Source organism: Isoptericola cucumis, assembly GCF_014635665.1.
Classification (GTDB): Bacteria; Actinomycetota; Actinomycetes; order Actinomycetales; family Cellulomonadaceae; genus Isoptericola; species Isoptericola cucumis.
In genome coordinates this window covers 351,945-371,548 of sequence record NZ_BMDG01000003.1, presented here as the reverse complement: position 1 = coordinate 371,548, position 19,604 = coordinate 351,945, and the positions used below count along the sequence as shown (strand labels likewise).

General features: G+C 75.4%; 20 protein-coding genes. 11 read left to right on the top strand and 9 right to left on the bottom strand.

What is annotated here, in order from left to right; all coding sequences use genetic code 11:
- Nucleotides 1–31 precede the first annotated feature (31 nt).
- The 5 genes from IEW03_RS05930 to IEW03_RS05910 form a co-directional block, all read right to left on the bottom strand.
- Entirely contained in the window at nucleotides 32–835 is an 804-nt protein-coding gene (locus IEW03_RS05930; RefSeq protein WP_188522716.1) for an ABC transporter permease, read from the bottom strand.
- Nucleotides 832–1,785 carry an ABC transporter ATP-binding protein gene (locus IEW03_RS05925; RefSeq protein WP_188522715.1) on the bottom strand — a complete coding sequence of 318 codons (954 nt, stop codon included), beginning with the start codon at nucleotides 1,783–1,785 and terminating at the stop codon, nucleotides 832–834. The genes IEW03_RS05930 and IEW03_RS05925 overlap by 4 nt, the downstream gene beginning before the upstream one ends.
- Before the next feature lie 135 nt (nucleotides 1,786–1,920).
- Nucleotides 1,921–3,477, bottom strand: a complete 1,557-nt coding sequence (gene amaB, locus IEW03_RS05920) for an L-piperidine-6-carboxylate dehydrogenase (protein WP_188522714.1) — start codon at nucleotides 3,475–3,477, stop codon at nucleotides 1,921–1,923.
- Nucleotides 3,474–4,868: a 2-oxoadipate dioxygenase/decarboxylase gene (gene hglS / locus IEW03_RS05915; protein ID WP_188522713.1), complete on the bottom strand. Its 1,395-nt coding sequence runs from the start codon at nucleotides 4,866–4,868 to the stop codon at nucleotides 3,474–3,476. Before hglS ends, amaB begins: the two co-directional genes overlap by 4 nt.
- A 69-nt stretch (nucleotides 4,869–4,937) precedes the next feature.
- A complete protein-coding gene (locus IEW03_RS05910) occupies nucleotides 4,938–6,173 on the bottom strand; it encodes an NAD(P)/FAD-dependent oxidoreductase (RefSeq protein ID WP_229737598.1) in 1,236 nt (411 codons plus the stop codon).
- A gap of 130 nt (nucleotides 6,174–6,303) precedes the next feature.
- Between IEW03_RS05910 and IEW03_RS05905 the strand changes: the two genes are divergently transcribed.
- The gene (locus IEW03_RS05905) at nucleotides 6,304–7,236 is read left to right on the top strand and encodes a LysR family transcriptional regulator (protein ID WP_188522712.1); all 933 of its coding nucleotides are present in this window, start codon (nucleotides 6,304–6,306) and stop codon (nucleotides 7,234–7,236) included.
- Nucleotides 7,237–7,245: 9 nt separating this feature from the next.
- On the opposite strand, the gene IEW03_RS05900 is transcribed toward IEW03_RS05905, so the two are convergent.
- Complete coding sequence (locus IEW03_RS05900) at nucleotides 7,246–8,631, bottom strand: glycine--tRNA ligase (protein WP_188522711.1); 1,386 nt, start codon at nucleotides 8,629–8,631, stop codon at nucleotides 7,246–7,248.
- 257 nt (nucleotides 8,632–8,888) lie between these two features.
- Here IEW03_RS05900 and IEW03_RS05895 point away from each other — a divergent pair, with 257 nt between their 5' ends.
- Genes IEW03_RS05895 through IEW03_RS05860 form a run of 8 tightly spaced genes read left to right on the top strand, consistent with a single transcriptional unit; the run spans nucleotide 8,889 to nucleotide 15,334 of the window.
- Nucleotides 8,889–9,275, top strand: coding sequence for a YciI family protein (locus tag IEW03_RS05895; protein ID WP_188522710.1), 387 nt, complete (start codon nucleotides 8,889–8,891; stop codon nucleotides 9,273–9,275).
- Nucleotides 9,276–9,294: 19 nt separating this feature from the next.
- Nucleotides 9,295–10,605 carry an RNA polymerase sigma factor gene (locus IEW03_RS05890; protein WP_229737590.1) on the top strand — a complete coding sequence of 437 codons (1,311 nt, stop codon included), beginning with the start codon at nucleotides 9,295–9,297 and terminating at the stop codon, nucleotides 10,603–10,605.
- A 32-nt stretch (nucleotides 10,606–10,637) separates the two neighbouring features.
- Nucleotides 10,638–11,606 (top strand): metal ABC transporter substrate-binding protein, encoded by a 969-nt coding sequence (locus tag IEW03_RS05885; RefSeq protein ID WP_188522709.1) that lies wholly within the window; start codon nucleotides 10,638–10,640, stop codon nucleotides 11,604–11,606.
- Complete coding sequence (locus tag IEW03_RS05880; RefSeq protein WP_188522708.1) at nucleotides 11,603–12,487, top strand: metal ABC transporter ATP-binding protein; 885 nt, start codon at nucleotides 11,603–11,605, stop codon at nucleotides 12,485–12,487. Before IEW03_RS05885 ends, IEW03_RS05880 begins: the two co-directional genes overlap by 4 nt.
- Nucleotides 12,487–13,419 (top strand): metal ABC transporter permease, encoded by a 933-nt coding sequence (locus tag IEW03_RS05875; protein WP_188522707.1) that lies wholly within the window; start codon nucleotides 12,487–12,489, stop codon nucleotides 13,417–13,419. Before IEW03_RS05880 ends, IEW03_RS05875 begins: the two co-directional genes overlap by 1 nt.
- 50 nt (nucleotides 13,420–13,469) lie before the next feature.
- The gene (locus IEW03_RS05870; RefSeq protein WP_188522804.1) at nucleotides 13,470–13,862 is read left to right on the top strand and encodes a Fur family transcriptional regulator; all 393 of its coding nucleotides are present in this window, start codon (nucleotides 13,470–13,472) and stop codon (nucleotides 13,860–13,862) included.
- 33 nt (nucleotides 13,863–13,895) lie between these two features.
- Complete coding sequence (locus IEW03_RS05865) at nucleotides 13,896–14,468, top strand: DedA family protein (RefSeq protein ID WP_188522706.1); 573 nt, start codon at nucleotides 13,896–13,898, stop codon at nucleotides 14,466–14,468.
- Nucleotides 14,469–14,524: 56 nt separating this feature from the next.
- Nucleotides 14,525–15,334: an ABC transporter ATP-binding protein gene (locus IEW03_RS05860; RefSeq protein ID WP_188522705.1), complete on the top strand. Its 810-nt coding sequence runs from the start codon at nucleotides 14,525–14,527 to the stop codon at nucleotides 15,332–15,334.
- On the opposite strand, the gene IEW03_RS05855 is transcribed toward IEW03_RS05860, so the two are convergent.
- From IEW03_RS05855 to recO, 3 genes are read right to left on the bottom strand one after another with little or no spacing between them, the layout of a single operon-like run.
- Complete coding sequence (locus tag IEW03_RS05855) at nucleotides 15,324–16,709, bottom strand: enterochelin esterase domain-containing protein (protein WP_188522704.1); 1,386 nt, start codon at nucleotides 16,707–16,709, stop codon at nucleotides 15,324–15,326. The genes IEW03_RS05860 and IEW03_RS05855 overlap by 11 nt on opposite strands.
- Nucleotides 16,706–17,536: an isoprenyl transferase gene (locus IEW03_RS05850; protein WP_188522703.1), complete on the bottom strand. Its 831-nt coding sequence runs from the start codon at nucleotides 17,534–17,536 to the stop codon at nucleotides 16,706–16,708. Before IEW03_RS05850 ends, IEW03_RS05855 begins: the two co-directional genes overlap by 4 nt.
- Nucleotides 17,536–18,270, bottom strand: coding sequence for a DNA repair protein RecO (recO, locus tag IEW03_RS05845; protein ID WP_188522702.1), 735 nt, complete (start codon nucleotides 18,268–18,270; stop codon nucleotides 17,536–17,538). Before recO ends, IEW03_RS05850 begins: the two co-directional genes overlap by 1 nt.
- Nucleotides 18,271–18,423: 153 nt before the next feature.
- On the opposite strand from recO, the gene IEW03_RS05840 reads away from it, so the two are divergent.
- Nucleotides 18,424–18,636: a heavy-metal-associated domain-containing protein gene (locus tag IEW03_RS05840; protein WP_188522701.1), complete on the top strand. Its 213-nt coding sequence runs from the start codon at nucleotides 18,424–18,426 to the stop codon at nucleotides 18,634–18,636.
- On the top strand, nucleotides 18,633–19,592 hold the full coding sequence (locus IEW03_RS05835; RefSeq protein WP_188522700.1) for a DUF8832 domain-containing protein: 960 nt from the start codon (nucleotides 18,633–18,635) through the stop codon (nucleotides 19,590–19,592). The genes IEW03_RS05840 and IEW03_RS05835 overlap by 4 nt, the downstream gene beginning before the upstream one ends.
- Nucleotides 19,593–19,604 lie beyond the last annotated feature (12 nt).

The window sequence follows — 19,604 nt, the reverse complement described above, 5'->3', positions numbered from 1 at the left end:
CGGGCAACCGACGTGCCGGCGCCGCGGGCGCTCATGCGCGGGCCGTGTCCTTGCGGAACCGCCACGCCGTGCCGGCCGCGAAGAGCGACGCCCACGCCACGACGTTCACGACCGCGGCCACGGTCAGCTCGCCGCCCAGCGGCACGTGCGCCAGCTGGGCCGGCCCGTACGTCGGGACGAGCTGCGCCACCGCGGCCCAGCGACCCGCCCCGAGCGGCATGAACAGCCCGCCCCCGAACGCGAGGAGCGCCAGCACGGGCCCGAGGATCTGCATGACGTTCTCCGCCGGGAGCAGGTAACCCATGAACAGCCCGAACGCCGCGAACACGAGCGCGCCCACCCACGCCAGCAGCGCGCACGCGGCCCAGGCGCCGGCGGGCATGCTGGCCCCGCCGAGCCATCCGACGAGCAGCGTCACGGTGACCGAGGCGGCACCGACCACCATCGCCGCGGCCAGCTTCACGGCCACGTACGCGGCCGGGCGCAGGGGCGTGAGCCGCAGCTGCCGCGTCCACCCCTGCGCGCGCTCCGCGGAGACGCCCGCGCCGCCCGCGGTCGCGGTCACCATCGCCCCGTACAGCGCCATGGACACGGCGATCCACGCCGTGACGTTGCCGCTGCCCGCGCTCTGGGTGGCGAAGACGTCCTGCCTGGCGAAGATCCACAGGAGGACGGGCGGCATGACCATCGAGAACACGAGGGTCCGCCGGTGGCGCAGCGTGCGGCGCAGCTCCAGGGCGACGTAGGTGCGGACCGCGCGCGCCGTCCCCGTGGCCCGGGACGTGCGTCCCCACGTCGGGGCGGTCGGTGTGGTCGGTGTGGTCGCGGCGGTCATCGGTGGGCTCCGTCGGTGGTGGGTGCGGTGGTGGTCAGGGCCACGAACGCGCCCTCGAGGTTGTCGCCGGCGACCTCGACGTCGCTCGCGACGGTCTGCGTGAGCAGGAAGCGGGCCACGAGGTCCGAGTCGGACGTGCGCACGAGGAGCCGCGCGCCGCGCTGGTCGACGGCGTCGACGACGTCGAGCGCGCGCAGCCGGGCCGTGACGTCGGCGCGCTCGCCGGCGTCGTCGACCCGCGCGCCGACGGTGCGCCCGGACGCGAGGCTCTTCACGTCGGCGGTGGGGCCGTCCGCCACGACCCGGCCCTGGCTGACCAGCACGACGCGGTCCGCGTACGTGTCGGCCTCCTGGAGGTCGTGGGTGGCGAACACGACGGTGCGGCCGGCGGCGGCGTCGGCGCGGATCGCGGCCCAGAACGCGCGGCGGCCCGCCACGTCCATGCCGGTGGTGGGCTCGTCCAGGAGCAGCAGGTCCGGCTCGCCGACCAGCGCCATCGCGAACCGCAGCCGCTGCTGCTGGCCTCCGGAGCAGGCGCCCACCCGCCGGCCGGCGAGGTCGGCGATGCCCGCCCGCTCGAGGTACGGACGCGGCGACCCGGCCCTGCCGAAGAGCGCCGCGGTGAGCGCCACCGTCTCACCGACGGTGATGTCGCGCAGCAGCCCGCCGGTCTGCAGGACGGCGGCCACCCGGCCGGCGGCGATCACGTCAGCGGGGTCGGCGCCGAACACCTGCACGGTGCCCGACGTCGGGGCGCTCAGGCCGAGCACCATGTCGATCGTGCTGGTCTTGCCCGCCCCGTTGGGGCCGAGGACGGCCACCACCTCGCCACGGGCGACCTCCAGGTCGAGGCCGTCGACCGCCCGGACCGGGCCGCCGGCCGAGGCGTACTCCTTGCGCAGCCCGCGCAGCAGGAGCGCCGGGGCGGGTGTCGTCAGGTTCGAGGTCATGGCTCGATCCTGGTCCCGCGAGCCTGTGACCAGCAGGGTCGTCTGTCACGACGTGCGCATGACATCCGTCATCCGCCCCGGCACCGTGGGCAGCGGCCCACGGCGCCGGGTGGCGGCCGGGCGGGCGCGGGCCGGTCAGCCGAAGTTGACCCCCTGCGCGAGCGGCAGCTCGGTGGAGTAGTTCACGGTGTTGGTCACGCGGCGCATGTACTGCTTCCAGGAGTCGGAGCCGGACTCGCGCCCGCCGCCGGTGGACTTCTCGCCGCCGAACGCCCCGCCGATCTCGGCCCCCGAGGTGCCGATGTTGACGTTGACGATCCCGCAGTCGGAGCCGCCCTCAGACAGGAACGTCTCGGCCTCGCGGACGTCCATGGTGAAGATCGCGCTGCTGAGCCCCTGCGGGACGTCGTTGTGCATCGCGATCGCCTCGTCCAGCGTGTCGTACGCCATCACGTACAGGACGGGGCCGAAGGTCTCGCGCCGCACGACGTCGGTCTGCGCCGGCATCCGGACCACGGCCGGCGACACGTAGGACGCGCCCGGAGCACCGTCGACGTCCACCGCCTCGCCGCCCACGACGACGGTGCCGCCGTCCGCGCGCGCCTCGTCGAGGGCGGCGAGCATCCGGTCGCGGGCCGCGGCGTCGGTCAGCGGGCCCACGAGCGTGCCGCCCGCCCGCGGGTCGCCGATCGGCAGGCCGGTGTACGCGCGCTGCAGGCGCGCGACGACGTCGTCCACCACCGACGAGTGCACGATGAGGCGGCGCAGCGTGGTGCAGCGCTGGCCCGCCGTCCCGGCGGCGGCGAAGACGATGCCGCGCACGGCGAGGTCCAGGTCCGCCGACGGTGCCACGACGGCGGCGTTGTTGCCGCCGAGCTCCAGCAGGTAGCGGCCACCGCGCGCGGCGACGACCGGCGCGACCTGCTGGCCCATCCGCTCGGACCCGGTCGCGGACAGCAGCGCGACGCGGCGGTCGGCGACGAGCGCCTCCCCCGCCTCGCGCCCGCCCACCACGACCGTGCTCACGGCGGCCGGGTGCCCGGCCTCGGCGAGGGCGCGGCGCAGCAGCGCGTTCGACGCGAGGGACGACAGCGGCGTCTTCTCGCTCGGCTTCCAGACCACGGTGTCGCCGCACACCAGCGCGATCGCGGTGTTCCACGACCACACGGCGACGGGGAAGTTGAACGCGCTGACGACGCCGACCACGCCCAGCGGGTGCCACTGCTCCATGAGGCGGTGGCCGGGCCGCTCGGACGGCATCGTCCGCCCCCCGAGCGTCCGCGACAGCCCGACGGCGAGGTCGCAGACGTCGATCATCTCCTGCACCTCGCCGAGCGCCTCGGACGTGATCTTCCCGGCCTCGATCGTCACCAGCTCCGCCAGGTCGGCCTTGTGCTCGGTGAGCAGCTCCCCGAGCCGCTTGATCACGGCGCCGCGTGCCGGGCCGGGCACGGAACGCCAGGCGCGGAACGCGTCCGCGGCCGCCGCGACGGCCGCGTCGACGTCGGCGGCGCCGGCCTCCGGCAGGGTGAGGATCGGCTCCCCCGACAGCGGCGAGACGACGGGCAGCCCGCCGGCCGCGGGCGGCTCGGGGGCCGTGACGCCGACGCGGCCCAGTGCCGCGGTGGCGGCGTCGCGCAGCTGAGTGCTCAGCGGGCTGAGGGCGGTCGTGGACGTGTCGGTGCTGGTCATGCCTGTGCTCCCAGGTTCGTCGGGGTGGTGACGTGCGTGCTGTCGGGGGTGGTGACGGAGGTGGTGACGGAGGTGGTGTCGAGGGACTCGGGGTCGACGACGAGGCGCGTCGCCGCGGCGTCGCGGGACGCCGCCACCTGGGCGGCGTACAGGTCGAACGGGTCGTGCAGCTCGCGGCCGACGGCGCCGGACATCCAGTCGGCGTCGCGCTCCTCGCCGGCCTGGTCGGCGTCCTTGGAGCCCTCGTCGGTGAGGTTGGACTGGAAGATGCCCGCCGCCGAGCGGGGCAGGAAGTCCTCGTAGACGACGGGCTCGCGCCGCATCGCCCCGTCGTCGGACACCTCGTAGGTGAAGTAGCCGAGCCCGTGGGCCACGAGACCGGCCTCGGTGTCCGGGAACGTCGCGCGCCAGACCTCGGGCGTCGCGCCGCGGACGATCGCGTCGTCGTACCGCGCCCGCCCGGCGGGGGTCAGCGCGATCCCCCGCGCCTCGACCTCGCCGAAGCGCACCCGCAGCGCGTCCTGGACGACCTCGCCCGACGGCGTGCGGAAGGCCCGCGGCTCCGCGAGCGCCCGGAACGACGTCTGCCGCAGCAGCACGTCGGGTCCCTCCCACAGCGGCGGCCCCTGGATGGCGTCGATCATCGTGATGCCCCGGGCCTCCATGCGCGCGTACAGGTCGTCGATGTCGAGCACGCGGGGGGTGAGGTGGTTGATGTGGGTCGAGGGCACGCCCCCGATGTCCGCGGCGACCGCCGACACGGCCTCGAGCTCGCGGTACCAGGCCTGGTCCACGGGCTCGCGGGACAGCTCGAACGCCTCCGTCGCCAGGCGCAGGAACGTCGCCGCGTCGCCCGCCGCGAGGCCGCCGTCCGCCTCGGCGCGGTCGGCCAGCGTCAGCAGCTCGGGCCCGAACAGCGTGCGGGCGCCGAGGAAGCGCTCGAGCCGCTGCTGGAGGTCGGCGCTGAAGAACCGCCGGTCGCCCGGCACCAGCATGGACGTGAAGACGCGGAACGGGTTGCGGGCCAGCTCCGTGCGGTCGATCGGCCGGAAGGCGGTCGAGATCACGGGCACGGACGAGCTGGACGCGTCGCGCAGGTCGTAGAAGCCCACCGGGTGCATGCCCATCGCGCCGAAGATGCGCGCCACCTGCGAGATCTCGGTGGGCGTGCCCACGCGGATGGCCCCGTGCCGCTCGGCGGTGACGCGGTCGATGGAGCCGAGCCGCTCGGCGTCCGCGCCGCGGGCACGCACGACGTCGGCGTTGACCTCGTGGGACACCTCCAGGAGCGTCGTGTAGGCGGGCACCTCCTGGCCGTACATGTCGGACAGCGAGCGGGCGAAGGCCGCCCGCAGCTGCCACGGTGCGGAGAACTCCTCCTGCTGGGTCACGGTCTCCCTCTCGGGTCGGGGTCGGGGTCGGGGCGGGTCGGGTCTGGGCGGGGCAGGTTCGGGCGGAAGTCAGATGATGTTCGCCTCGGCGCGGGCGGCCGCGGCGGCGAAGCGGCCGGCGGTGAAGGCGGAGACGTCGACGGCGGAGGACGCCGCGCCGGATCGGCCGGCGTACAGGTCGCGCACCGCCTCCCCCACCGCCGGGGCCTGCAGGAAGCCGTGGCCCGAGAAGCCGCACGCGTAGAGCACGCGGCCCGCGTCCGCCGGGGCCTCGCCGATCAGGGCGTCGTGGTCGGGCGTCATCTCGTACAGGCCCGCCCAGCCGCCGGTCAGGGCGACGTCGGCGAGCGCGGGGGTGCAGCGGGCGGCCGCGGCCCGCAGAGCGGGCTCCCAGGTCGGGTCGTAGCGCGTGTCGAACCCGACGGGCGTGCCCGGCTCCGACATGCCGAGCAGCAGCGTGCCCGGCGCGTCGGCGTCGTGCAGGTAGTACGTGGAGCCGAAGTCGATGGTGAACGGCAGGCCCGCGTCCGGGACGCCGGCCGGCGGTTCCAGCGGCGCCGTGAACGCGATCTGCCGCCGCACCGGGTCGACCGGCAGGTCGACGCCGGCCATCGCCCCGAGCGGGCGCGACCAGGCGCCCGCGCACAGCACCACCGCCCCCGCCCGGACGCGGCCGCGGACGGTCGTCACGACGAGCCGGTCGAGCCCGTCGTGCGTCCCGGGTCCGATCCCGGTCACCGCGGCGTGCGTGCGCACCTGCGCCCCGTGCCGCTCGGCGCCGTCGGCGTACCCGGCGACGACGGCGGCGGGGTGCGCCCAGCCGTCGCGCGGGGCGTACGCGGCACCGGCGTAGCCCTCCGCCGCGAGATAGGGGTTGAGACGGCGTGCCTCGGCCGGCGTCAGCAGCCGGGCGTCGACGCCCAGGTCGCGCTGCACCGCGACCGACCGCCCGAACAGCTCGACGTCGTCGTCGGTCGGCAGCACGAAGAGGTAGCCCGGCTGGCGCAGCCCGATGTCGCCGCCGGGCCGCCGCGCGAAGTCCTCGAACAGCTCCAGGCTGCGCCGGCCCAGCGCGACGTTCGCCTCCTGGGAGAACTGGGCGCGCACGCCCCCGATCGGCTTGCCCGAGCTCCCGCCGGCCAGCTCCCCCGACTCCACGAGCAGCACGTCGGCGCCGCCCTCGGCGAGGTGGAACGCCACGGAGGCGCCCACGACCCCGCCGCCGACGACCACCACCTCGGCCCGCGCGGGCAGGGGCTGGCTCCTGCGCGCCCGCTGCCGGGCCGTCCCGTGCTGTCGCGTCACCCGACCTCCTTGCCGCGTGCGACCCCGTCCGAGCCTTCGTCGTCATCCTGGCCCGCGGCGAGTGTCCAGCACCATCGAAGGTTCGTCGTCGAAACCGTGCAGGAGCTCTGGACGGTCGTAGCCTGGACAGGTGGACATCACCGACCCGACCCGCGACCTGCCGTGGTCCGGGCTGCGTGCGCTCTGTGCCGTGGCGGAGCACCGCACGATGACGGCGGCCGCGGCCGCGCTCGGGTACACGACGGGCGCCGTGTCGCACCAGCTCGCCGCCCTCGGGCGGGCGCTCGGCGCGGACGTCGTCCGGGCGCACGGGCGCGGCGTCGTGCTCACCGAGGCGGGGGCGGCCCTGGCCGAGCACGCCGAGACCCTGCTGGCGGCCCAGCGCCGGGCGGTGGGCGCCGCCCGCGCGGCGACCGGCGAGGCGGCCGGCACGGTGCGGCTCGGCGCTTTCGCGACGGTCGCGGCGAGCCTCCTGCCCCGGCTCGTCGCGGAGCTGGGCGGCGCGCACCCGCAGGTCGTGCTGGAGGGCTTCGAGCTCACGGTCGACGACGTGGCCGCCGCGGTGCGGCGAGGCGACGTCGACCTGGGGCTCGGGCTCGACTATCCCCGCGCCCCGATCCCGCGCCTGCCGGGCACCACCCTGCGCCCGCTGCGCACGGAGCGGTTCGCCCTCGTCTCAGCCCCGGACGCCGAGCTGCCCGACCGGCTGCACCTGGCCGACGTCGCCCACCTGCCGTGGATCCTGCCGCCCGCGCCCACGCACTACGGCGCGGCGGTGCGCGGCGCGTGCCGGGCCGCGGGCTTCGAGCCGCGCGCCGCGCACGAGGTGAACGACACGTCGACCACCCTCGCCCTCGTCGCCCAGGGCCTGGGTGTCGCGCTCGCCACGTCGATCATGCGCGGGCTGCGGCCCGGCACCGACCTGCGCACCAGCATGCTGCGCGACGTCGTGGAACGGGAGGTGGTGCTGCTGGAGCCCGTGTCCGCCCCGCGTCGTCCCGCGCTCGACGCGGTGGCGCGCGTCATCGAGCAGGTGGTGCACACCACCCACGTCACCCCGTGAACGCCGGGGTCAGGCGCCCACGAGGTACTGCGCCAGGTAGCCGGTGACCTTGTCCAGCGCGACGCGCTCCTGCGTCATCGAGTCGCGGTGGCGCACGGTCACGGCGTCGTCCTCGAGCGTGTCGAAGTCGACGGTGATGCAGAACGGCGTACCGATCTCGTCCTGGCGGCGGTACCGGCGACCGATGGCGCCCGCGTCGTCGAAGTCGACGTTCCAGCTCTTGCGCAGCTCGGCCGCGAGGTCGCGGGCCTTGGGCGAGAGCTTCTCGTTGCGGCTCAGCGGCAGGACGGCGGCCTTGACCGGGGCGAGGCGCGGGTCGAGCCGCAGCACGGTGCGCTTGTCGACCCCGCCCTTGGTGTTGGGCGCCTCGTCCTCGGCGTACGCCTCCACGAGGAACGCCATGAGCGAGCGCGTGAGGCCCGCGGCCGGCTCGATGACGTACGGGATCCACCGCTCGCCCGAGGCCTGGTCGAAGTACGACAGGTCCTTGCCCGAGTGCTCCGAGTGGGTCTTGAGGTCGAAGTCGGTGCGGTTCGCGACGCCCTCGAGCTCGCCCCACTCGCCGCCGGTGAAGCCGAAGCGGTACTCGATGTCGACCGTGCGGGTCGAGTAGTGGGACAGCTTGTCCTTCGGGTGCTCGTACAGGCGCAGGTTCTCGGGGTCGATACCGAGGTCCGTGTACCAGGCCATGCGCGTGTCGATCCAGTACTGGTGCCACTGCTCGTCGGTGCCCGGCTCGACGAAGAACTCCATCTCCATCTGCTCGAACTCGCGCGTGCGGAAGATGAAGTTGCCCGGCGTGATCTCGTTGCGGAACGACTTGCCGATCTGCGCGATGCCGAACGGCGGCTTCTTGCGCGAGGCCGCGGCGACGTTCGTGAAGTTCACGAAGATGCCCTGGGCGGTCTCCGGGCGCAGGTAGTGCACGCCGGACTCGTCCTCGACCGGGCCGAGGTAGGTCTTGAGCATCATGTTGAAGTCGCGCGGCTCGGTCCACTGGCCGCGGGTGCCGCAGTTCGGGCAGGCGATCTCCGCGAGGCCGCCCTCGGGGGCGCGGCCCTTCTTGGACTCGAACTCCTCGACCATGTGGTCCTCGCGGAACCGCTTGTGGCAGCTCAGGCACTCGGTCAGCGGGTCGTTGAACGCGCCGAGGTGGCCCGAGGCGTGCCACACCGGGGTGGGCAGGATTACGGCCGAGTCGAGGCCGACGACGTCGTCACGACGCGTCATCGCCTTCCACCACTGCCGCTTGATGTTCTCCTTGAGCTCGGTGCCCAGGGGACCGTAGTCCCACGCGGAGCGCGTCCCGCCGTAGATCTCGCCGGACTGGAACACGAAACCTCGCCGCTTGGCGAGGGAGACGACGGCGTCGAGATGGGCGGACGGTGCTGCCACGGATCACTCCTGGGGGTCGGGCCACCACGTGGCTCGTGGGGCCGGTGCGGGGAACGACCGCAGCCCGGAGGCACGTCGATGCCCGACGACCGGCTGCGGTGAACCACCAGCCTACCGGGACGTCCGGCGGGCCCTGTCCCTCATTGACGATCCCGAAGGTGCCGGCCCTCGCGGTGACGATCCGGGTGCCCGACGATCGTCATAGGAGCAGCACCGCCCGCCCGGGCGGCGCGCACGGCACGACGAAGGAGACGACGATGCGCTACGCACTGCTGCTGCACAACGGCGAGCCCTCCCCCGGCGAGATCCCCGCCGAGGGGATCGCCGAGATGGAACGCCTCTTCGCGGAGTACGGCCAGGCCCTGGAGTCCGCGGGGGTGCTCGTCGCGGGCGAGGTCCTGCAGTTCTCGGACGCCGCCACCACGGTCACGCGCCGCACCGGCGCCACGCAGGTGCAGGACGGCCCGTTCGCGGAGACGAAGGAGGCGCTGGCCGGCATCTTCGTCGTGGAGGTGCCCGACGCCGACGCCGCCATCGCCTGGGCGGAGAAGTGCCCGGGCGCGTCCTACGGGTCCGTCGAGGTCCGGCCGGTCGCGACGTCGCTCGCGGGCGGGGTCTGGACCGGCCACGGCCCGGCCGAGTAGGCCCGAGCAGGCGACGGCGGTGGTCCGCGAGGTGGACGGCGAGGGGGACGGCGGGGTGGACGGCGAGGTGGACGGCGCCGCCGGCTGCGACGCGTACGACGCGGCGGCCGCGGCGGCGAGGGACGGCTACGGCCGCCTCGTCGCCCTCCTCGCCGCCGCCGACGGCGACCTCCAGGCGGCGGAGGACGCGCTCGGCGACGCGCTGGAGCGCGCGCTGCGGACCTGGCCGCGGTCGGGCGTGCCGGACCGTCCGGACGCGTGGCTGCTCACGGTGGCCCGCAACCGGCAACGGGACCGGTGGAGGTCCGCCGAGGCGCGCCGCACCGCGCCCCTGGTCCCCCACCTCGCGGAGCGCCACGCGCCGGCGCACCTCGACGACGTCGACCCCGACGCGATCGGCGACCGGCGCCTCGAGCTGATGCTGGTGTGCGCCCACCCGGCGGTGGCGCCGGCGGCGCGCACGCCCCTCATGCTGAACACCGTGCTGGGCTGCACCGCGGAGCAGGTCGCGGCCGCCTTCACCGTGCCGGCCGCGACCATGGCCACGCGGCTGGTGCGGGCGAAGCGCCGCGTGAAGGCGATGCGGGTCCCGTTCGAGCTCCCCGACCGCTCGCACCTGCCCGGCCGCATGGCCGACGTCCTCGAGGCCGTGTACGGCGCGTACGTCATCGAGTGGTCCACCGCCGCGACCGAGCCGCGCCGCCTGCCGCCGGAGGCGCTGCGCCTCGCCGAGATCCTCGCGCAGCTCGCGCCGCGCGACCCCGAGGCCCGCGGCCTCGCCGCGCTCGTCCTGCTCTCCTCGGCCCGGGCCGGCGCCCGGTCGGACGACGCCGGCCGGTTCGTGCCGCTCGCCGAGCAGGACCCCGCCCGGTGGGACGCGGCGCGCATCGCGCGGGCGCACGAGCACCTGCGCGCCGCCCACGCGCAGGGTTCGCTGGGCCGGTTCCAGCTCGAGGCCGCCGTCCAGGCCGTGCACTGCGCGCGCCGCGCCGGCGAGCCGCCCGACTGGGCCACCCTGCGCCGGCTGCACGAGGCGCTGTCCCGCGTCGCGCCGTCGCTCGGCGGGACCGTGGCGCTCGCGGCGGTGGTCGCGGAGACGGACGGGCCGGAGGCCGGCCTCGCCGTCCTGGACGGCATGGGGGGCACGGCCGGCTCGAGCGGTGCCGCCGCGGCGGCCCGGTACCAGCCGGCCTGGGCCACGCGGGCGGAGCTGCTCGCCCGCCTCGGGCGGGCCGACGCCGCCGGCGCGGCCTACGACAGGGCGGTCTCCCTGACCCACGACCCCGCACAGCGCGCGTACCTCGTCGCCCGCCGCGCGACCCTCAGTTGACAACCGTTCTCAATCAACTGAGAATCGTTCTCATGCTTCGCCGTCGTGCGGCCCTCGCCGCCCTGCCCGTGCTCGTCCTGCCCGCCGTCCTCGCGGGCTGCTCCACCGACGACGGCGGGGGCGACGGCACGCTCGAGGTCCTCGCCTCGTTCTACCCGCTGCAGTACGTCGCCGAGCAGGTGGGCGGCGAGCACGTGACCGTCTCCAACCTCACCCCGCCGGCGGCCGAGCCCCACGACCTCGAGCTCTCCCCCGCGCAGATGCGCGAGATCGGCACGTCCGACCTCGTCGTCTACTCCTCCGGCTTCCAGGCCGCGGTCGACGACGCCGTCGAGACCCAGTCGCCCGAGCACGTCGTCGACGCGGCGGACGTCGTCGACCTGGAGGCCCACCCGGGCACGCCCTCCGAGGAGACGGGCGGGCACGGCGACGAGCACGCCGAGGAGGACGCCGGCGACGGCCACGACCACGGCACGCTCGACCCGCACTTCTGGCTCGACCCGACGCGGCTGATCCCCCTCGGCCACGCCGTCGCGGGCGCGCTCGCCGACGCCGACCCGGAGCACGCCGCCGCCTACGCGGAGGGGGCGCGCGCCCTCGAGAAGCAGGTCAAGGACCTGGACGCCGAGTTCACCGCCGGGCTGAAGGAGTGCGAGACGCGCACCCTGGTCACGTCGCACGAGGCGTTCGGCTACCTCGCCGAGCGCTACGACCTGGAGCAGGTCGGCATCGTGGGCCTGGACCCCGAGTCCGAGCCGTCCCCCGCCCGGCTGCGCGAGGTCGCGGCCGTCGTCGAGGACAGCGGCGTCGACACGATCTTCACCGAGACCCTCACCAGCCCGAAGGTCGCGGAGACCCTCGCCTCCGACGTCGGCGTGGAGACCGCCGTCCTCGACCCGCTCGAGGGGCTCTCGGAGGACGCCGCGGCCGCCGGCGCCGACTACGTCTCGGTGATGCAGGACAACCTCGCCACCCTCAGCGAAGGGCTCCAGTGCTCATGACCACGCTCGCCCCCGGCTCCGCACACCTGTCCGAGACTCCGCCCGCGCCCGACGCGCCCCCGGCGATCGAGGCCCGCGGCCTGCACGTGCGCCTGGGCGCCAGCCCGGTGCTGCGCGGCGTCGACCTCACCGTGCGTCGGGGCGAGGTCGTCGCCCTGCTCGGCGCGAACGGCTCCGGGAAGTCCACGCTGGTCCGCACGCTCGTGGGCGTGCTGCCCCCGAGCGCCGGCGACGTGCGCCTGCTCGGCCGCCCGCTCGGCGACGGCGTCCCCTGGGGCCGCGTCGGCTACGTGCCGCAGCGTGTCAGCGCGGCCGCGGGCGTGCCCTCGACGGCCGAGGAGGTCGTGGCCTCCGGCCTGCTGCACGGCCGGCGGCTGCGGCTCCCGCGCGGCTGGCGGGCCCGGGTCCGTGAGGCGCTCGACCAGGTCGGCCTCGCCGACCGGGCGCACCGGCCCACGCACCAGCTCTCCGGCGGCCAGCAGCAGCGGGTCCTCATCGCCCGTGCGCTCGTGCGCCGGCCCGAGGTGCTGGTGCTCGACGAGCCCGTCGCCGGGGTGGACCGCCCCAGCCAGGAGGCGTTCGCCGCCACGATGACCCGGCTCGTGGGCGACGGCATGACGGTGCTCGTCGTCCTGCACGAGCTCGGCGAGCTCGCGCCGCTGGTGCAGCGGTGCGTCGTGCTGCGGCACGGCCGCGTGGTGCACGACGGCGCCCCGCCGCACCCGCGACCCGGGCACGAGGACTCCGACCACGAGCACGTGCACCCGCACGCACACTCCCGCACGCTGCAGCGGGCCGAGGACGTGCGCCTGGCGGACGGGCCCTTCGAGGCCCGGCTCGACGCACGCGACGACTCCGCCGAGGACGAGGGGGCGCGCTGATGGGCCTGTGGGAGATGGTCACCGACCCGTTCATGCAGCGCGCGCTCGTCGCCGCGCTCCTGGTCGGCCTGAGCGCCCCGGTCGTGGGCACGTACCTGGTGCAGCGCCGGCTGGCGCTGCTCGGCGACGGCATCGGGCACGTGGCGCTCACCGGCGTCGCGCTCGGCTGGCTCGTCGGCGCGGGCATGGGCCTGGTGCCCGACGACGTGCTCGCGGTCCCCGGCGCGGTCGTCGCGGCGGTGGCCGGCTCGGTCCTCATCGAGGTGGTCCGCCGGCGCGGGCGCACCTCGGGCGACCTCGCGCTGGCCATCCTCTTCTACGGCGGCATCGCCGGCGGCGTGCTGCTCATCGGCCTCGCCGGCGGGTCGTCGGGCAGCCTGATGGCCTACCTCTTCGGGTCGATCTCGACCGTGACCATGGCCGACGTGTGGGTCACGGTCGCGCTCTGCGGGCTCATCCTGCTGATCGGGCTCGGGCTGCGGGCCGTGCTGTTCTCCGTCAGCCACGACGAGGAGTTCGCCATCGCGTCCGGGCTGCCGGTGTGGGCGCTCAACATGGCCGTGGCCGTCCTCGCCGCGCTGACGGTGACCGTCGCGATGCGCGTGGTGGGGCTGCTGCTGGTGTCCGCGCTGATGATCGTCCCGGTGGCGATCGGCCAGCTCGTGACGCACTCGTTCCGCCGCACCATGCTCGTGGGCTCGGTCGTGGGCGTGACCGTGTGCGTCACCGGCCTGTCGATCACGTACTGGCACAACGTCTCCCCCGGCGCCCTCATCGTGGTGCTCGCGATCGGCGTCTACGCCGTCGTCGCGGCCGTGCACCCGCTGCTCGCCCGCCGCCGGCCGGCGACCGACCCGCACCCCGACATCCCCGACGACGTCGCCGTCGCCACCCCCGCCGGCGACGGCAGGCAGGAGGAGTGCACGCCGTGAACGACACCCGCCAGCGCCCCTCGCGCCTCGCCGACCGGCCCGCGCCGCGGATGACGCGCCAGCGGGCCGCGGTCGCCGACGCCCTCGGCGAGACGGACGAGTTCCGCAGCGCCCAGCAGCTGCACGAGCTGGTCCGCACGCGCGGCGACGCCGTCGGCCTCGCGACCGTCTACCGCACGCTGCAGACGATGGCGGACGGCGGCGAGGTCGACGTGCTGCGCGGCGAGGACGGCGAGAGCCTGTACCGCCGGTGCGAGCGCCGTGAGCACCACCACCACCTCGTCTGCCGGTCCTGCGGGCGCGCGGTCGAGATCGACGGGCCCACCGTGGAGGCCTGGGCGGCGAGCGTGGCCAGCGCCCACGGTTTCGCCGACATCGACCACACCGTGGAGCTCTGGGGCACCTGCGCGGACTGCCGGGCCGCGGCACCCCGGACGAGTTAGGCCAGGCATACCTCAGCAAGGCAGACTGGGTCCGTGCCTCTCGCCCCCGCGCTCGCCGCCACCCTCGCCGCCGGGCCCGTCACCGGGTCCGTCACCGGGTCCGTCGGCACCGAACCCGCCGGCGTCTTCACCATCGCCGGCGTGCCGTTCTGGGTCGTCTACCTCGCGGCGTTCTGCATCGTGCTGGTCCGCGCCCAGGCGACCTACTGGGCGGGACGGGGCGTGGCCCGCGGGACGGCCCGCGACGGACGGGTGTCCGACCTGCTGTCGCGTCCGGGTGCGCTCGCCGCCATCGAGCGGATCCACCGCTGGGGTCCGCCCGCGGTCACGCTCTCGTTCTTCACGGTGGGCGTCCAGACGCTCGTCAACCTCGCGGCGGGCTACCTGCGCATGCCCTTCGGCCGGTACCTGGTCGCGCTGCTGGCCGGCTGCGTCGTCTGGGCCACGATCTGGACGACGGTCGGCACCGCCGCCGTCAACGCCGCGATCGCCGTGGGGGTGCGCCACCCGGTGACGCTCGTCGCGATCGGGCTGGGTGCCGTGGCGCTCGTCACCTGGGTCGCGTACCGGCTCACGCGCCGCTCCCGCGCGGGCACGGGAGCGTGAGGCCGCGTGCACCGGCAGCCCCCGGCGCGGCCGCCGTCCCGTGCCAGACTGAGGCCATGCTGACCTCGGCCGGCGCGGCCCTGCACGCCCACGGCGTGAGCCTCGGGTATGACGGGCGGAAGGTCATCGAGGGGCTCGACCTCGAGCTGCCCGCGGGCAAGGTCACCGCGATCGTCGGGCCCAACGCCTGCGGCAAGTCGACGCTGCTGCGGGGCCTCGCCCGGCTGCACCCGCTCGACGGCGGGCGGGTCACCCTCGGCGACCACGACGTGTCCGCACTGTCCCGCAAGGAGCTCGCCCGCTCCGTCGCGGTGCTGCCGCAGTCGTCGATCGCCCCCGACGGGGTGCGCGTCGCCGACCTCGTCGCACGGGGACGCTACCCGCACCAGGGCTGGTTCGGCCGGCACACCAGCGACGACGACGCGGTCGTGGCGCGCGCGCTGGAGGCCACCAGCACGACGGAGCTCGCGGACCGGCCCGTCGCGGAGCTCTCCGGCGGTCAGCGCCAGCGGGTCTGGATCGCCATGGTGCTCGCGCAGGAGACCGACATCGTGCTGCTCGACGAGCCCACGACCTTCCTCGACGTGGCGCACCAGGTCGAGCTGCTCGACCTGCTGGCCGAGCTCAACCACACCCGCGGCACCACGGTCGTCATGGTGCTGCACGAGCTCAACCTCGCCGCCCGGTACGCCGACCACCTGGTGGTGATGAGCGCCGGGCGGATCGTGGCCCTCGGCGACCCGGCGTCCGTGCTCACCGAGGACGCGGTGCGCGACGCCTTCGGCCTGGAGGCACGGGTCGTGCCCGACCCCGTCTCCGGGACGCCGCTCGTCGTGCCGGTGGGCCGGCACCGCGTCACGGGCTGAGCGCGCCGAGGAGCTGTACCGCCCAGCACGCGGGGTCGTGCCCGCCCGCCGGACGCGCGACGGTGAGGCTCTCGCACCGCCCGGCGAGGGCGTCGTGCAGGCGCCGGGTCGGCTCCCGCAGCGCCCACTCCTGCTCGCCGACCTCCAGGTGCACCCGGCCGAGCCCCCACGCGGGGTCGGCCGCCGCCCGCTCGACGGCACCCGTGAGCCACTCCTCCGGCGCGGGTGCGCCCGGCCCCCCGTCGTCGGGGGCCGACGGCCACCACCACGCCCCCGACTGGCACACCGACGCACCGAAGCGCTCCGGCGCCACGCACTGCGCCCACAGGGCCGCCAGGCCGCCGAAGTCGTGCCCCGCGATCGTGGTGCGGGCCGGGTCGCGCGTCAGCGGCGCCCCGAGGACCTCCGCGTCGGCGTCGTCGAGCACCTGCGCCAGCCGCCGGACGTACGGGTGCGAGCACGTGAGGTCGGCCAGCCGGCGCTCCCGGTCGCCGCACCCGACGAGCAGCACGGCCGCGGGCCGCAGCGCGCCCGTGGCGAAGGCACGGTCGAGCGCCCGCACCCCCGCTCCCAGCCACCGGTCGCCGTCCAGCAGCACGACCACGTCCCAGCCGTCCGGTCCCGGCTCCACGGGCGGGACGTGCCACCAGGCCCGGCGCCCCGCGGCGCCGGCCCCGGGCTCGCCGAAGCCGGCCACGGGCACGGTGCGGCCCCGCGGTCCCGGCTCGGGCTGCTCGCCCACGACGACGCCGCCCACGCCCGCGGGCGGCGCCGGCGCGTCGGGTCCCGACGCCACGGTGTCGGCCCCCAGCAGCGCGTGCTCGCGCGCGAGGGGGTCGGGCTCGCTGCGCAGCAGCAGGTCGAACCAGTCGTCGAGCGCGGCGTGCACACCGGGGTCGGACGCCGCCCTGGCCCGCTCCCGCCGGGCCGCCACCGAGGCCGCGGTGCGCTCGTCGGCGGTGGCGCCGTGGTCGTCGTCGACCGCGATCCCGTACGTCGCGCGCCACGACGCCGGCAGGCGCAGGCTGAGGGACCACAGGGTGGTGCCCGGGATCCGGGACATCAGCGCGTCGCGGTACGTGCTGACGTCGACCAGCCCGTCGACGTCCACGAGGACCCGGCGCGCGCCGTCCTCGCCCCGGTGGACGAACGTGTACACCCGCTCCTGCGGGTGCCCGGGGATCTCGTCGACCAGCGGCGTGCCCTCCTGGGCGACCCGGCGCCAGAACCGGGCGCGCCGCTCCGGCGTCGGGTCGGCGACCAGCGCCTCGATCGTGGGGCTCGTCGTGCGGGGCAGCGGCCACGGCCGGTCGACCTGCGGCGCGACCGTGGCGGCCGGCCCGAGGTCGCGCGGCGGGTCCGCGAAGGGGCTCATGCGGTCCCCGCGCCCTCGCGATCTCCCGCCTGCTCGTCACCGACGGCGTCCACGGCACCACCGTAACGCCGGTCGCGCCGGGCGAACTCCTCGACCGCGCGCCACAGGTGCCGCCGGTCCACGTCCGGCCACGGCTCGGGCAGGAAGACCATCTCCGCGTAGGCCGCCTGCCAGATCATGAAGTTCGACGTGCGCTGCTCCCCCGACGAGCGCAGGAACAGGTCGACGTCGGGCAGGTCGGGCTCGTCGAGGTAGCGCTGGACCATCTTCTCGGTGACCCGCGCCGGGTTGATCTTCCCCGCGGCGGCGTCGCGGGCGATGGCGGCCGCGGCGTCCGCGATCTCGGCGCGGCCGCCGTAGTTGACGCACATCGTCAGCGTGCAGCGGTCGTTGTCCTTGGTCATCTCCTCCGCGACCTGCAGCTCCTTGATGACCGACCCCCACAGCCTCGGCCGGCGGCCCGCCCAGCGGATGCGCACGCCCCACGACGACATCTCGTCGCGCCGTCGGCGGATGACGTCCCGGTTGAAGTTCATGAGGAACTTCACCTCGTCCGGGGACCGCTTCCAGTTCTCCGTGCTGAACGCGTACGCGGAGACGTGCTTGACGCCGATCTGGACGGCCCCGGCGACGACGTCGAGCAACGACCTCTCGCCCTGCTTGTGCCCCTCGACCCGCGGCAGGCCGCGGGCGTTGGCCCACCGGCCGTTGCCGTCCATGACGATCGCCACGTGGTTCGGCACGAACTGGGACGGGATGTTCGGGGCGGTCGCCCCCGAGGGGTGCGGGTACGGCTCGGCGTACTCGCGCGGCGGTCGGGCTGCCATCAGGCCTCTCTCTCGATCATGCGGAGGGAGCGCAGGGTGCGCTCCAGGTAGTACTGCGAGTACGCCGCCACGAGCCCCGACGCCTCCGCGCGGTGCCGCGGCTCCGACGCCTCGGCCACCGGCCAGTCGCCCCCCAGCAGCGCGCCGAGCAGCGCGAACGTCTCGGGGGCCGGCGCGATCGAGCCGGGCGGGCGGCAGCGGGAGCAGATGGCCCCGCCGGTGCCGACGGAGAAGGCGTGGTGCGGGCCCGGCTCGCCGCACCGCGCGCACTCGGTGAACGACGGCGCCCAGCCGGCGACCGCCAGGCCGCGCAGGAGGTAGGAGTCGAGCACCAGGGAGGCGGGGTGCCGCCGTTCGGCGAGCGCCCGCAGCGCGCCGGCGAGCAGCCAGTACTGCTGGACCGCGGGCTCGTGCTCGGTCGCGACCAGCCGGTCGGCGGCCTCGAGCATCGCCGCCCCCGCGGTGTACAGGGAGTAGTCGGCGGCGATCTGGCGGGCATAGGGGCCGACCGTCTCGACCTGGGTCACCGTGTCCAGCGAGCGCCCGGTGTGCAGCTGGACGTCCACCACCATGAACGGCTCGAGGCGCGCCCCGAAGCGGGACGACGTGCGGCGCACCCCGCGCCCGACGCCGCGCACCTTGCCGTGCTCCCGGGTGAGGAACGTGACGATGCGGTCCGCCTCGCCCAGCTTGTGGGTGCGCAGCACGATCGCGTCGTCTCGGTACAGGGGCACGGCTCCATTGTCGGCCATGCCGCCGACAGCGGGGCACGACGCGGGGCGGCCTCGTAGACGTCGCCGCCGAAGGGGTTGGCGGAATACCTGGAGGGGGTATAGGTTGATTCGAGTCGGTACCCCGAGGGGGTATCCATTCGAGAGGAGATCACGATGAGCACCAGCGAGTTCCAGGTCACCGGCATGACGTGCGGCCACTGCGAGATGTCCGTCCGCGAGGAGGTCGGCCAGGTGCCCGGCGTCGAGGACATCCAGGTCAGCGCCGAGACCGGCAGGCTCGTCGTCACCGGCACGGACGGCGTCGAGGCGTCCGCCGTGCTGGCGGCTGTGGACGAGGCCGGCTACACGGCGGTCCCGGTCGGATGAACGCCGCCGGACGGCTGACCGCCTACGGGGCGGGACTCGCGGTCGCGTTCACCGGCGCGTTCGCCGTCGCCGGCGCCGTCGTGCCCGACGACGCGGCCGATCAGACAGCCCAGGCACGCCAGGAGGTCGAGGGAGAGCAGATGGACGACCATGCAGCCGCCGGCCAGGAGCACCCGGGGCAGGCGCCGGCCGTCGAGGACGTGCGCGGCCTGGCGATCGCGCAGGACGGGTTCCTGCTGACGCCGGTGCGCTCCCCCGGAGCCGTCGGCGAGGCCGGAGACCTGAGCTTCCAGGTCCAGGACGCGGCCGGCGAGCCGGTGGTCGACTACCGCACCGCCCACGACAAGGACCTGCACCTGATCGTCGTCCGCGCGGACGGCAGCGGGTACCGCCACGTGCACCCCCGCCTCGACCCGACCACCGGCACGTGGAGCATCCCCTGGCGCTGGGCCGAGGCCGGCACCTACCGGGTGTTCGTCGACTTCGTCCCGGCCACGGGCGACGACGAGAAGAACGTCACCCTCTCGCGGACGGTCCAGGTGGCCGGCGACGTCGAGCCCACCACGCCCGAGCCCACCGCGACCGACGAGGTCGACGGCTTCACCGTGGACGTGTCCGGTGAGCTCACGGCGGGCTCGACCAGCGAGCTCACGGTCTCCGTGCGCCGCGACGGCGAGCCCGTCACGACGCTGGAGCCCTACCTCGGGGCGTTCGGGCACCTCGTCGCCCTGCGCGAGGGCGACCTGGCGTACCTGCACGTCCACGCCGCCGGGGACGAGCCCGCCGAGGGCGACACCGCCGGGCCGGAGATCGGGTTCGCGGCCACGGCCCCGACCCCGGGCCGGTACCTGCTCTACCTCGACTTCCAGGTCGACGGGAAGGTCCGCACCGCCGAGCTCGTGCTCGACGCCGGCGCAGCCCACGGCACCCCCGACACCTCCGACCACGGCCACTGAGAGAAGGAATCC

Coding starts and splice junctions, on each gene's coding strand:
- IEW03_RS05860 (WP_188522705.1), top strand. CDS start 14,525: ATGCTGACCTCGGCCGGCGCGGCCCTGCACGCCCACGGCGTGAGCCTC.
- IEW03_RS05880 (WP_188522708.1), top strand. CDS start 11,603: ATGACCACGCTCGCCCCCGGCTCCGCACACCTGTCCGAGACTCCGCCC.
- amaB (WP_188522714.1), bottom strand. CDS start 3,477: ATGACCAGCACCGACACGTCCACGACCGCCCTCAGCCCGCTGAGCACT.
- IEW03_RS05850 (WP_188522703.1), bottom strand. CDS start 17,536: ATGGCAGCCCGACCGCCGCGCGAGTACGCCGAGCCGTACCCGCACCCC.
- IEW03_RS05925 (WP_188522715.1), bottom strand. CDS start 1,785: ATGACCTCGAACCTGACGACACCCGCCCCGGCGCTCCTGCTGCGCGGG.
- IEW03_RS05840 (WP_188522701.1), top strand. CDS start 18,424: ATGAGCACCAGCGAGTTCCAGGTCACCGGCATGACGTGCGGCCACTGC.
- IEW03_RS05930 (WP_188522716.1), bottom strand. CDS start 835: ATGACCGCCGCGACCACACCGACCACACCGACCGCCCCGACGTGGGGA.
- IEW03_RS05855 (WP_188522704.1), bottom strand. CDS start 16,709: ATGAGCCCCTTCGCGGACCCGCCGCGCGACCTCGGGCCGGCCGCCACG.
- IEW03_RS05885 (WP_188522709.1), top strand. CDS start 10,638: ATGCTTCGCCGTCGTGCGGCCCTCGCCGCCCTGCCCGTGCTCGTCCTG.
- IEW03_RS05835 (WP_188522700.1), top strand. CDS start 18,633: ATGAACGCCGCCGGACGGCTGACCGCCTACGGGGCGGGACTCGCGGTC.
- IEW03_RS05895 (WP_188522710.1), top strand. CDS start 8,889: ATGCGCTACGCACTGCTGCTGCACAACGGCGAGCCCTCCCCCGGCGAG.
- IEW03_RS05875 (WP_188522707.1), top strand. CDS start 12,487: ATGGGCCTGTGGGAGATGGTCACCGACCCGTTCATGCAGCGCGCGCTC.
- IEW03_RS05870 (WP_188522804.1), top strand. CDS start 13,470: ATGACGCGCCAGCGGGCCGCGGTCGCCGACGCCCTCGGCGAGACGGAC.